Genomic DNA, 12657 nt, shown 5'->3' with positions numbered 1-12657 from the left:
CTCCTATCAGTATACTGTACGAGTAAGAACAAGCTTTACTTTATTTCCTTGCCTGCTTTCTTTAATCATATATCCCTGTCCTTTAGCACGATCAATCGTCTCATTACGTATTTTCTCAACATACTGTTTTTTTATTTCTTCCTCACGTATTCTCTCTTCTTCTGCCAACCTTTCAATCATTTGACCATAAGCATTTTTATATGCTTTTTCAACAGCATTCAAAAAGCTTGTCACCGTCTTCCATTCACGGAAATTGATAGAGGTCCATGGATAATTTGTTATTTCAGCACTTGAATCATGTTGAAAATTAAAGGCGCCATTTTTACCCAGCTCAAAGCTCTGATGACCATAGTAATCCTTCCGATCTGTGATTATTCTAGTACCCTCAACATTGTATTCAACTCCCAATTCATCCAATGCTTCTAAAAGAATATCTTGATTTGTAAATGGTGTAACTGTTTTAACAACTGCACTCATAGTTGTTTCCCACCTATTGATTGCTTTTGTTGAGAGATGATCGTATCTTTTTGGTAGAAATCATCAGTCGGTTTTAGGGCCGATGGACTTAACTCTTCATCCAGTAGCTTCTGAAGCTCATTCAGGCAAGCTTCACCTTTGAATCCAGACGTTTTTGCTGTGATCTTGCCTTCTTCATCTATTTCAATAGTAATCCTTTGTTCTGCCAAAATTAATCACCTCGCTTAGCACATATCTCAGCATTAAGAGCCGATGCATGATGCTTAGCTTCCCTTATCTGTTCAAGATTTTCGATAACAAGCCATCTTTTGTTGTCATAAGAGTATAATTCCATTCCTTCTGGTGGAAGGAATTCATCTCTCCATTTTCGAATAAAACGTCCTTCAATTTCTTTATTACCAAGAACAATACCAAGAGCTTTGCCGTCTTCAGCACTTTCATCGTTTTTATGAACAAAATGATCTCCAAGTTCTTTTCTTTGTGATTGAAGCTTCGATAATTCGATTTTTAATTTATCAAAAGATGAGATAGCTGCCTTTTCACGTTTTTTACATTTATCCAGTTCTTTTTTGATATTTTTCTTCTGCTTATTATCTTCTGCTTTGCTTAGTTTTTCTTCTGTTTCTTTAGTTTTGCTTTCAGAAACTTTAATTTCATCTTCCTGTTTTACAATCTTATTTTCTAAAGTTGAAATATCATCACTTATTTTTTTGCATTTATCTTCCCACTCTATCTCTTTACGAGTTTGATTTTTTTGCCTTTGATTATTTGAAATACGTTTTTTTATTTCAGAATCTAATTCTACTAATTCATTTGTCCACTTATTAAGATGTGAAGGAGAACTACGTCCAAGATCGACATTATTCAACTCGTTGAGTCTGCTTTTAAATTCAGAAACTTTCTGCTGCTGCGCAATCAAAGGCTGCAATAATTTCTTCTTAATTTTTTCATTCAGACCATTTTCAAATTGTTCAAGCTCATCCAGATTCTTTCTTAAAAAAACTATATTCTCTGTCCACACCTCTTGGTCAGAATTCCATTGTTGCACCAGTGGATCAATTTTTGCATTATCTGGTAAAAGTGGAGGATAAAGTCTAGCTGTGTACTCTACTAAATATGATAATCTATCTTTATCAAATTGTGTTTGATCCCTGAACAATTCTTCAAAATCAGGTTCAAGAAAAGTCTCAAAATTAGGAGCTTCAATTGCTTCTAGGTCAATAGACATTTTTTCGACAACATCATGAACTTTACTAGGACTATCGGCAAAACGTACAGAACTTTTGAGATCTCCAAGACATATATCTCGATTGAGTTCCCATTCTGCATCTCCCCATTCAGCTTTCAAAGAATCAAGTAACTTATTCTTTTGATCGCGATCTATGCGCATAGCCCAATTTACCTTTGTAGCATCAGGAATATTTGGTAAATACCACCCTCCATCTGATGTAATTAAGATATTTCTTAGTCTTTGTGTACTGAAACGAACATTCACATTGTTGTTATTGCATAGTTCCTCAATGGATGGAAGATTATTACTTTTAGACAAATGCAACAATAGATTCCCTTTTGCCTTTCCGAAAGGTAAAAAATTCCATAGCAAGTCCTTTGACCAGTAGTGAGCACTGCCAAATTCTACGACGTCAACATCTCTAGCGGTGGCTTCTGAAAATTTTTCAGGAAGGTTATATTTGTCATTTAGTTGAATTTCTCCTATAGGAGACCCATCTATATGTGAAGCAGATACATTTTGCTCCATGCACTCATGAGTTGCTTTTTTCCAAAAAAGATAACAAAATACACGGTAAATATCATCACATTGGCTTGTACTCAATTCAAGACTATGAGTTCTAAAATGGTCGGAAATTATCCAACCTTGAATGTTATTTGCCCCCATGTCCTGTAAGACTAAAACACCATTTTGAGGAACCCCACAACGTATCAGACACCTACCAGATAGTCGTTCAACTGAGTCTGAATTTATACCTAAGTCTCCTAAAAGCAAATAAACACGAACACCCTCATCTGCTTTCTTTTGGAGAAGTCTTATAAGCGACTCGTCGTCAAGCTTGTCAATAGCCATAAATAATGTTGCTTTGGGTGATATATTACTAATCACATCATCTAATCGATCAGTTACTTGATTCGAAAAAAGTGGAGTGAAAATATAAGGAAAGAGTAATTGGCTCTGATCAACGTTTATTTGGTCTTCTTTTGGTGCGATCATATAGTAACCTCTTCAATTGTTTTTAAGTGCTTAGAGATAGAAGTTGGAATATCTTCACCATCAAGAGGAGTAAAAGTAGCAGATGCCCTTACTGATACATTGTTATTTTCAAAGCTTAAAAAATCAGGAGATGTACTACATTTCCAAATTTCCCAACGATTATTACTCTTAATACACCAGTACCGATCATGATTATCCGGGTTCTTTTTTCCCATACTTATGTACTTCCAACCTTTAGGTAGACTTTCAGGTTGCTTTAAGGTAATTAGAGACACACTACTAACATTTAATCTGTGACAGATTCTCTGAATGGTAAGAATTTGATTTTCTTTACTCGCATAACGATCTATAATGCTAACTTCGTTTACAGATTGTCCAATTCCAAGTCGTGAACTTATATTACTAATAGGATCCATATCTGACTCTCGAAGTGTAAAAGCCAATGATCTTGCTTTTACGCCAGAAGGTATAAGGTCATGTAATGCTGCAATATGCCAGTATGCTTTTTTGCAAGCATTTCGATCCATAAATTCTAATAATTTTTCCCCTTCCAGAGGCTCTAAATCATAATTTTTCAAAGCAACACAATTAAGCCATTCTTTTTGATCGTCCAAAGTATCTTGAATTGAGGTGTATGATTCCGACCATTTTATTCTCATTAGATTTTGCAACCAATTTTCAGCACATCTTCTTGAGCCTGCACGTAATTTCATATCCTTAATTTTGATATTTTCAAAAGAACCTGCACTCTTAGTTTTTATCTTAGAAAGAGCGTGTTCTTTGCGCTTATATTTAATAAGTTCATCTTCAATCTCTGGAGGATAATCTTCCAACAGTGCCTCATTTGTAAAGTCCCATTCTTTACCTATTTGTTCTGCAATTTCAGGTAATAGCTTATACACTTTCTCAGGTTTCCAATCCAAATCCACGTATATATTCTCTGGTGAATTCTCATGTCCCCATTTAACTTTTGAAGTTATTTCGATCGATGAATACCCTTCGTTATTAAGTTTACAGAACAATGACCCTTGGGTCTGGTTTTGCTGTGGTAATATTGCATCAACTTCCATTAGTGAAAGATTATGCATTCCTTCTTCTTTGTAAAAATGTATAGGAATTGACTCATTTTTAGAAAATTGTTTTTCAGTCGGAATATTCCGTTCCCAATTCCCTTTCTTTTTACCAGTATTTTGTTCCTTTTTGTTCTTAGCACTAATACGGCGAATAGATACTGGTTGAGAACCAAGCCATTCATCGTTACAAAGATACCACACTTCATAATGACCATATTCTTCAGTAAGGACAGTGCCTTTGTCCAACAGTATTTTTCCAGATTCTAGAATAGTACCTGATTCATATAATTGTAATTTACAAAGTAGATCATTCAATCGCTGTGGAAGTTCTTTGATCTGCTTTTGTTCTAAACGTTCAAGTAATAGTTTCAGATCAAGTCGTTTTTGTTCGACCTTCAATCTTCCAATCACCTCACAACGTTCCATTTGTATAGTACGTTTCAACTCAATTTCCATGCAATTCCATCCTTTTACTCTGCTTAGCTAATTGTTTCAATTCTGCTGAAGATCTCTTTGCAAAATAGTCATGATGGCCAACTATGACTAATTGATATCTCGCTCTCGTAATCGCAACATTGAGACGATTCGGACTGTCAAGAAAGCCGTCTCTATTAGTATTTACCATTGAAAGAAAGACAAGGTCTGCTTCCTGTCCCTGGAAGAAATCAACTGTTGCTAATTTTATCTGTACATCATGTTTTTCAAAACGACTGTACCTTGTATCATCATCGGAAAGCTTTCGTAAATGATCACGCAAGCATTTTTCTTGACCTTTATAGAAAGTCAATACTGCTACTTCCCAAGGACTATTATCATCCTTTGGATTATGTTTTGCCCAGTTACAGAATGTATCCAGCTCTTTAGCAATCGTTTCTGCTTCTCTTTCATTGGAGTTTTTGACAACATTTCCATTAACGTTCAACCAGATTTTATGTTCACTATAGTGATCATATTTCCAATTCAAATCTTTGCAAACACGATCACCATCAAGTAAAGAAATTGCTTTATTTCGATTTTGTGAAGAATAAAACAGTTCACGAGGTAATTTTGAAATGTCAGGATGCATACGATGTTGATAATTCAATGTAGTATGACGGCAATCTCGTTCTTGCTCATTAAATCCTTTAGTAAGTGTCGTTGGATCATCATCTCTGCGCTTGATCATGCCACTACCAGATAGTGATTCAAGGATGGAGGGAAATGCAATGTTCCTCAATTGATATATTCGATTAATTGCTCTTTCACTGTATGGAAAAAGTCGGTTCAATTGCTTTTGTATACTGTTTAATTTTCCGAGATCATTTGTGATAAATCGTAACCAATATTCGCGTTCAAGTCTCCAACAAAGCTCTTCTGACCAACTGGAATCAAGGGAGTTATAAATTTGCTTATAAACGTCATCTGCCTTAGTTATTCGATTACCACGCTGGAGGTATATGTTGCTATTATACCAATTATTATTTGCAAAATTTCTACATGCATGGGCTGTCTGTAACCAGTTATTTTCAATAATTATTGAATCGTGTGGCATCCACTCTCTATATTCATTTAATAGATCTTTATCGATGAATAACACATTATGCTCATAAAGCGGTAATATGTTTAACAGATCGATTTTTTCTGAAATTATTAATATATTATTAAAATGGTCAGTATCTAAATACCTATCATCGGATAATCTTGCATCAATTTCTTTTTTAATTTCTTGAATTACTTTTTTAGAAAAAGGTACTACTAATTTATCTTTATATGGATATAATATGTGCAATACCTTGCATGCTTCTTGAAGAGCACCAGATAATATTTCAGGTGGTGAATCCCTTTTTCTGTATAAGACAAGTTTGTCTAAATTCGCTGTTATTTGCTCGCGATCAGTAAAAGGTGAAAGTTGTTTAATATCACCAACCAGAATCCAGCGTTTTGCAAGTCTTGCAGGAACAATAAATTCATGAAATGTAGTTTTGCTACATTCATCAATGATCATTAAATCGAAAGGAGGACCATTACGCTCAAGATTAAGATCCATTGATCGATTTCGCAACAAACTATGTATTCCCATTGTTGTTCCACAAACAAGGTTTGCACTTTCCATTACCATCTGTCTGCATGCAACTTCATCTAGATCAAGTGAATCAGACCAATTTTCGACCTGCCTATCCAAAACAAAATTTTCCAAACCTATGGCTCTATCCTCGAGACCTATACGAGTGGCGTATACTTTTTCAGTATATCCTTTTTCCTGCAACCTTTCAAGCACATTATTAATTGCTGCATGTGTAGATGCAGCAAGTAAAACTCGTTTGCCTCTATCTATTAATTGAATAATGAGCTCAAGTATAGTAGTTGTCTTTCCAGTTCCAGGTGGACCGTCCATTATTGCAAAATCAGGGGTTGCAAGAGCTTTACACACAAACTCACGTTGGTGATCACACCCCTTAAAAGAGAGATCAGTAAGTACTTGCCAGTCAATATTATTTTCTGATACGGGGTCAAATGATGGCCATTGGTGTTGATTTCGAGGTTTGAAAAGCTCAAGAAGTGGAAGATGATCTGGATATGGGTAATCTAATAACTGAAATGCGGTATCTCGCTGATTTCGAACCTGCCCAATATCAACCCTTAAATGTAATTCGACATTACGCGGTAAAGCAGATGGTCCATTTTTTTTATATGATATAAGAAGTTTTTTTTCATCATAATTGCGCTTGAGCACATAAAGTTGTCTTTCTCTCTTAAATTTGCCTTCAGAATCATGTAAAGTTACCTGATCACTAAAAAAATGTTCAAGTATTGAACCAGAAGGATTTGTTTCATTTGCATCTTCTGGTTCTAATAACTGTATCCATTTTTCATTGTTTTTATGTTTATGGCACGAAAAATTCCAGTTTGGAATATCAATGTGCTTTATTTTTTCGGGTAATTTTATTCCCTCATCAGTTCCCTTATAAAGCAAAAGGCACTCATTTTTACCTTTTCCTTTCTGAAGATTCCAAATTTCATTATTTGAAGATTCTAAATTTAGTTCTAGATCTTCTACTGAAAGCTGTTTCAACTCATTTTCAGTTATATCAATGATTTTAGCACATGTAATGTGTGGTTTTTTGATGTCAGATACTTTCCAAAAAATACCTGATGAAACATGATCACGATATTTACTTTGAAAATCCTCAACATTGAAACGTCGGATTACTCGATAATCACACTGCAGCCCATTGACTTCTATAGGGTGTTCAGAAGTCAGATCAAATTGTACCCAAAATCGCCAGCTTTCGTTTTCCCTACGGGATAGTATCGAGTTTCCATGCAAACTAAAAGTATGGTTATTACTTTCAAGAGGGTCTTGAATTTGTACCAATGAAAGTTCATAAGCTGACCAGCTTATTGCTTCTCCATTATTTTGAAAATCCTCTAACTTTATTTGCCAAAACCCAGTGGATGTCTGGCGAACATTTTCATCAGTGAGGGGTTTTTTAAGAGCATTGCGTCCTCTTCCAATAAGAAGAGGCTGTTCAGTATCCGGATCAAAATTTTCACCTTCATTAAGACTTATTGGTTCTACCTTATACCAGCCCGTTTCAGGTGGTTTAAGTTCAATTAAAGTTTCAGGATGTACCTCATATATTCGTGTTAAAGGCTTTAAAATGAAACGATCTTTTTCAACTCTCTCCCACTGACAACTCACTTCTTTGTTCTGCGAAGCATCAATCACATTTTTTAAGTAGCCTGTAAAAGGATCAATGCCTTTTTTCGTGAACTCCATGAAAGAAACAGGATCTTCCACACCCATTGCAATATAATGACCGATTGAAGAACTCATATCTTACTCCTTGGGATTCGTGATAAATGGGTTATCGATCTCTTGACGTAACCTAGGTTGCTTGGACCTTGAATCAATTTTGTCTAACAATTCCGGTTCTCTATCACTTGCTGGTACTGCACGCCCTTTTGCCCATTGTCGCGTGGATTGGATAACTTCTCTCATTGTATGGGAAAGTGGAGTAGTATCATTTATAGCATCTTCCAGATCATCTGCAGTTAATTCCCTCCCATAATCAAAAGCTCTAAACATTGCTTCTTTTACCGCTTCTTCAAGTTCAGCTCCTGTAAACCCACGTGATATGTCTACTAGATTTTCCAATTCTTCATTAGTGAAGTGATCAGAATTTCGACGGCGTTTTCGAAGATGAATACGAATTATATCTTTACGATCATCTGCATCAGGCAAATCTACAAAAAAGATTTCATCGACACGCCCTTTTCTGAGCAATTCAGGAGGTAACTGAGAGATGTTATTTGCAGTTGCAAGTACGAATACAGGTTTTGTCTTTTCCTGCATCCATGTAAGGAACGTCCCAAGGACACGAGATGTTGTTCCACCATCGGTTGAACCAGAGCTTTGTGCTCCAGCCATTCCCTTTTCAATTTCATCAATCCAGAGAACACAGGGTGCCAATGCTTCAGCTGTACTCAATGCAGCCCGTATATTTTCTTCTGATTGCCCAACAATTCCCCCAAATACACGACCCATATCCAATCTTAATAAAGGAAGTTGCCATGCACTCGAAACTGCTTTTGCAGCTAGGCTTTTTCCAGTACCTGGTAGACCCAGAAGTAGTATCCCTCTTGGTGACTCTAGACCGAAGTCTCTTGCATCTTCTGTAAATGCTCTCTCCCTACGTTCCAACCAGTCCTTTAACCTGCCAAGACCACCAATATCATTCAATCCCTGATCTGGTTGATAAAATTCAAGATGACCGCGTTTTTTTATCACTTGTTCTTTTTCTGCCGCGATTAAAGGAATTTCATCATCCGTCAGTCTTTTATTTTCTACAGCAGCCATAGAGAATGCTAGGGATGCTTCACTGGTCGTAAGACCAAGTGCTGCTTCTATCAATCTAGATGATTCTTGATAGTCACGTTCATGCAAACCAAATCGCTGTCTTACACTCCGCATTATTTGTTTTATCTCGCTATTCCCTGGTAATGGTAGTTCTAGTACTTGCACATCTTTTTCAAGTTCAAGAGGTAAATACCGTATGGGTTGAGATAATAATAAAGTTCGATCATTCAATTGTTGCGTTAAAATCCTACGTGCAATACATCGCAACCTGTTGATAATATGTGGTTGTTGCTCGGTAAGATCTGGATGAAAATCTTCAAGCAATAATAAGGACTCTTCTGATTCATCTTCAGTGAACCATTCAAGAATAGATGATGGATCTCTCATTTCTTCATCTTTTTCTATCAATTGACCATTCTGATCCAATTCACAGAGACCCTCAGTTCTATTCCATACATATGCACTTCTTCCTGTTTTTGAAGCAGCTTCAATCAGTGATGCATGAATTCTCAAAGTCTCATAACTTATAATCTGGATGATAGGTGCTCCAGACTCAATCAAATTTATGATCTTTGTGTCAATATTCATTTGGATTACCTCAACATAGTAATAATAATAAATTATTATAATTCATCTGTAATATATAGAGAGGTGTATTAATATTTTTTGATTTGTACCCAAGTATATTATTTTATTAGTGCTATATTTCGTTGTTTGTGAATTTTACTAGAATTTACGAAATTATAAATATTCATAGAGGAACTAAACAATTTAAAAAGTAATATATACATTAAAATCTTTTTATATTTAATTGCATAAAAAAATACTGGTAGTAAAAAGCAATTTAATTTCATAGCAATTTTGTTCAAATGAGTTAGACTGATTTTGTTAGTCTACTAATTGAAAATGAAAAGTAATTAAATTTTGATCGTTGGATGCCATTACAAGGAGCTGGAAAACAAATGAAGAACAAAGTGGGCGAATCATGCTTAAAATTAAAATGGAATATACAAGGAATTTTTGATGATATTCCTGCAATTGGAGAACAATTAGAATCACAAATCTCCCAGATTCCAGAAAATAACATTAACGATAAGATGAAAATCACAAAATGGGTAAATCAGATTAAAGAAATTAATGAAACAATTCGATATTTAAAAGAACATAAACTTGTTGAATTGGAACAAAATCTCAATTATAAGTTTGATGAACCCGATTTATTTGTCTTATCTTTCATTCAACCTAGTATCAAAAATTTGTTTGCTGAAGTGAATAAATACTATTCTAAAGCTGGCATTGATTACAATTTTGAACCTTACTTAAATTTAGATGAAGCAGCCAAAGTTTTAGCATTTATTGGTGATGCAGCAATCGATTTAGCATTAGCAGAAGTTCTTTGGCAGCCTAATATCTCTAATGTTGGAGATCTGTCCGTAAATAGATCGAAGATTGCATCAAATGGAAATTTAGCAAGAATATGTGATAAATGGAATATGTTTGATCATAGAATTCCCTTTATTCCAAATCAATCCAATGCCAAAACAAAGACAATTAATCATGTAAAAGGGACAATGGTTGAAGCTGTATTTGGTATTATGTATATTGAATCCGGACTAGATGATATAATTACATCAATTGTTTCATTAAAATAATTTTTGCAAAAATTTGGATAATGTAGGTGTGAATCAATGAAATTTCAGAATGATCGTTTTTCAAATACTAATCATGAACCTGACCCAATACTTCAGTTCAAGGAATTAAATGGACATATCAATCTTTTTGAAGATCATCTTGTTGTTGATCGGCTACCCTTCCACAAGTTCCTGCGAAGTAAACTATCTGAAAAATATACCCTGCCTTTATCCCAGATTTCAGAAATACATTTTAGACGTGCAAGTAGCTTTAAAAAAGGTTATGTTAGATTTATATCCATCGGCAAAGATGCAAGCTACTTGTCTTTTTTTGCGATTGATAAAGATGATGGAACGGTTGTCATCACTAAAAATAACAATGATTTCGTTGTTAGATTTATAATGCGTATTCATGAATTGAATCAATCAATCAATTAATGTTTTGGATTTGGATGATCCTGCAGTTAGTAGTCAAAACGATGATGTGGTTGATAAAATCGTTGATGCAACTAATTATGGTTTAGCATATGCAGGTGAAAAAATAAAAGAAGTTGATGGCAATAAAGCTGTTAAAGGAGCTGCTTATTTAGGAGCATGTGCTGGTGTTTACTTGTCATCCATCACATGGGGAATTGTTGGAAGGAGAAACTGTAGAAATTTAATCTTAGCTGCAGATTAGTATTATTTAAAAAACAGGGGAAACAATGTCAGAAACAAACATGTGGATGGTTAGAGCGGGCGAAAATGCTTACCTGATAGACGATTTCAAAAACAAAAACTATGTTGCTATTGGATGGGATATTGGAGATATCAGCAAAGTTGAAAACAAAGATCAAGTGAAAGAACTTGTTGAACAAACATGCACATATTTTTCCAAGAAAAGCCAGATAAGTAATGCTGCTGGCCAGATGAATAGGTTCCGTTTCGATTTCAAAAAAGATGACTATGTGATATCATACGACCCTGCGAACAGGATCTATATTCTAGGCCTGATCCGATCTGACTATGAATATAATACTGAAATAAGTGACTATTACCACACAAGAAAGGTTGATTGGGTTGGAGAAGTAAGAAGAGATGACCTCTCAACTTCAACACGAAATAGCCTCGGTGCTATTACTACTATATTTGCGATCAACGATGATGCTGCAGAAGAGATCATCGAGATACTTGAAGGAAAGAAAACACATCCTGATGAAGAGCTAGAAGAGATAAGCGAAGAAGAACTGAAAGAGGATATGGTCTCACGTGCTCATGAACTCATTAAAGATAAGATAATTGCACTTGATTGGGAAGAAATGGAAAAACTGGTCGCAGGAGTTCTAAGATCAATGGGTTACAAGACACTGGTCACAGAACGTGGTTCTGATAGAGGTAAGGATATTGAAGCTTCCCCTGATGGCATGATGTTGGAAGAGCCAAGAATATTGGCTGAAGTAAAGCACCGCAGTGGAAAAATGGGTGCACCAGAGGTTCGTAGCTTTCATTCTGTGTTGAGAGGTAGAAAGGGGTTGTATATTTCTACTGGCGGTTTTTCTAAGGAAGCAAAGTATGAAGCAGATAGAAGCATTGAGCAGTTAACATTGATTGATTCTGATAGATTGGTTGAATTGATAATTCAGAATTATGATGAGTTTGATGTGGAAACGAAGTTGTTGGTGCCATTGGCTAAGATCTATTGGCCTGCATGAAAGTTTAATTGATACTTAACCAGAATTTGTTATAATCGATATAAATAGAACCAAATTTGAAAAGCTCAATATGAACCAATTAGATGCTTTCATAATGAAAATGAATTAACTACATTTAAATAAATTTAGACACATGTGATATCAATGACTTTCGAGGAACGTTTAGAGCAATTAAAAGATGAGCTCAAAAAGAAGACTTCTTAAAAGCAAGAGGGCTTGGAAATGAGATTCCATTCTGGATATTTGACTATCCAGCAGATAAAGAACTTCTTGTTAGAAACAAGATCAACAAGATCATAACAAGTCTCGAAAATGAATCCATTTCTATCCTCAATATCGATCTGTACGATACTTGTCTTGAAATATTGCAACAGATTCCTGAAGAGAAGATCATTGCTCTTGAAAAGAGGAAAGGTTCAGATGCGTTGCTCAAAAAGCTTAAACTTATGCTAAAGCCGGATGTTCTTAAAAATACAATAATGAACAAGGTCGAAGAAGCCGAAAGTCCAGATATTATTTTTCTGACAGGTGCTGGGAAGGCATGGCCAATGATAAGGTCACATTCGATCTTGAACAATTTACAACCAGTGTTTGATAATACGCCCCTTGTTATGTTCTATCCAGGGGAATATAGTGAGTTTGATCTGAGTTTGTTTGGAAAACTGACTGCTAAGAATTATTATAGAGCATTTAGGTTGATCAATATTTAATAGTTTAA

11 protein-coding genes are annotated in these 12657 nt (G+C 35.2%); 5 read left to right on the top strand and 6 right to left on the bottom strand.

All coding sequences use genetic code 11. The features are described from left to right. Nucleotides 1–6: 6 nt before the first annotated feature. Genes PBV53_RS07545 through PBV53_RS07520 form a run of 6 tightly spaced genes read right to left on the bottom strand, consistent with a single transcriptional unit; the run spans nucleotide 7 to nucleotide 9205 of the window. Complete coding sequence (locus PBV53_RS07545) at nucleotides 7–477, bottom strand: hypothetical protein (RefSeq protein WP_270096545.1); 471 nt, start codon at nucleotides 475–477, stop codon at nucleotides 7–9. Beyond that, on the bottom strand, nucleotides 474–686 hold the full coding sequence (locus PBV53_RS07540) for a DUF2997 domain-containing protein (RefSeq protein ID WP_270096543.1): 213 nt from the start codon (nucleotides 684–686) through the stop codon (nucleotides 474–476). The genes PBV53_RS07545 and PBV53_RS07540 overlap by 4 nt, the downstream gene beginning before the upstream one ends. A gap of 2 nt (nucleotides 687–688) precedes the next feature. Next, on the bottom strand, nucleotides 689–2704 hold the full coding sequence (locus tag PBV53_RS07535; RefSeq protein WP_270096541.1) for a hypothetical protein: 2016 nt from the start codon (nucleotides 2702–2704) through the stop codon (nucleotides 689–691). Beyond that, nucleotides 2701–4233 (bottom strand): hypothetical protein, encoded by a 1533-nt coding sequence (locus tag PBV53_RS07530; protein WP_270096539.1) that lies wholly within the window; start codon nucleotides 4231–4233, stop codon nucleotides 2701–2703. Before PBV53_RS07530 ends, PBV53_RS07535 begins: the two co-directional genes overlap by 4 nt. Continuing rightward, the gene (locus PBV53_RS07525) at nucleotides 4223–7594 is read right to left on the bottom strand and encodes an AAA domain-containing protein (protein ID WP_270096538.1); all 3372 of its coding nucleotides are present in this window, start codon (nucleotides 7592–7594) and stop codon (nucleotides 4223–4225) included. The genes PBV53_RS07530 and PBV53_RS07525 overlap by 11 nt, the downstream gene beginning before the upstream one ends. A gap of 3 nt (nucleotides 7595–7597) precedes the next feature. Further along, nucleotides 7598–9205 carry an AAA family ATPase gene (locus PBV53_RS07520; RefSeq protein WP_270096537.1) on the bottom strand — a complete coding sequence of 536 codons (1608 nt, stop codon included), beginning with the start codon at nucleotides 9203–9205 and terminating at the stop codon, nucleotides 7598–7600. 347 nt (nucleotides 9206–9552) lie between these two features. On the opposite strand from PBV53_RS07520, the gene PBV53_RS07515 reads away from it, so the two are divergent. From PBV53_RS07515 to PBV53_RS07495, 5 genes are all read left to right on the top strand, one after another. Beyond that, nucleotides 9553–10269 carry a ribonuclease III domain-containing protein gene (locus PBV53_RS07515; protein WP_270096536.1) on the top strand — a complete coding sequence of 239 codons (717 nt, stop codon included), beginning with the start codon at nucleotides 9553–9555 and terminating at the stop codon, nucleotides 10267–10269. Nucleotides 10270–10305: 36 nt separating this feature from the next. Beyond that, entirely contained in the window at nucleotides 10306–10686 is a 381-nt protein-coding gene (locus PBV53_RS07510; protein WP_270096535.1) for a hypothetical protein, read from the top strand. A gap of 4 nt (nucleotides 10687–10690) precedes the next feature. Continuing rightward, nucleotides 10691–10927 carry a hypothetical protein gene (locus PBV53_RS07505; RefSeq protein ID WP_270096533.1) on the top strand — a complete coding sequence of 79 codons (237 nt, stop codon included), beginning with the start codon at nucleotides 10691–10693 and terminating at the stop codon, nucleotides 10925–10927. A 25-nt stretch (nucleotides 10928–10952) separates the two neighbouring features. Next, a complete protein-coding gene (locus PBV53_RS07500; protein ID WP_270096532.1) occupies nucleotides 10953–11939 on the top strand; it encodes a restriction endonuclease in 987 nt (328 codons plus the stop codon). Between the two features lie 365 nt (nucleotides 11940–12304). Then, nucleotides 12305–12649 (top strand): DUF1788 domain-containing protein, encoded by a 345-nt coding sequence (locus PBV53_RS07495; RefSeq protein ID WP_270096531.1) that lies wholly within the window; start codon nucleotides 12305–12307, stop codon nucleotides 12647–12649. Nucleotides 12650–12657: the final 8 nt, after the last annotated feature.

The organism is Methanococcoides alaskense, from assembly GCF_027594145.1.
Classification (GTDB): domain Archaea; phylum Halobacteriota; class Methanosarcinia; order Methanosarcinales; family Methanosarcinaceae; genus Methanococcoides; species Methanococcoides alaskense.
The sequence above is the reverse complement of the archived record's forward strand: the minus strand, read 5'-3'. Positions and strand labels throughout refer to the sequence as shown.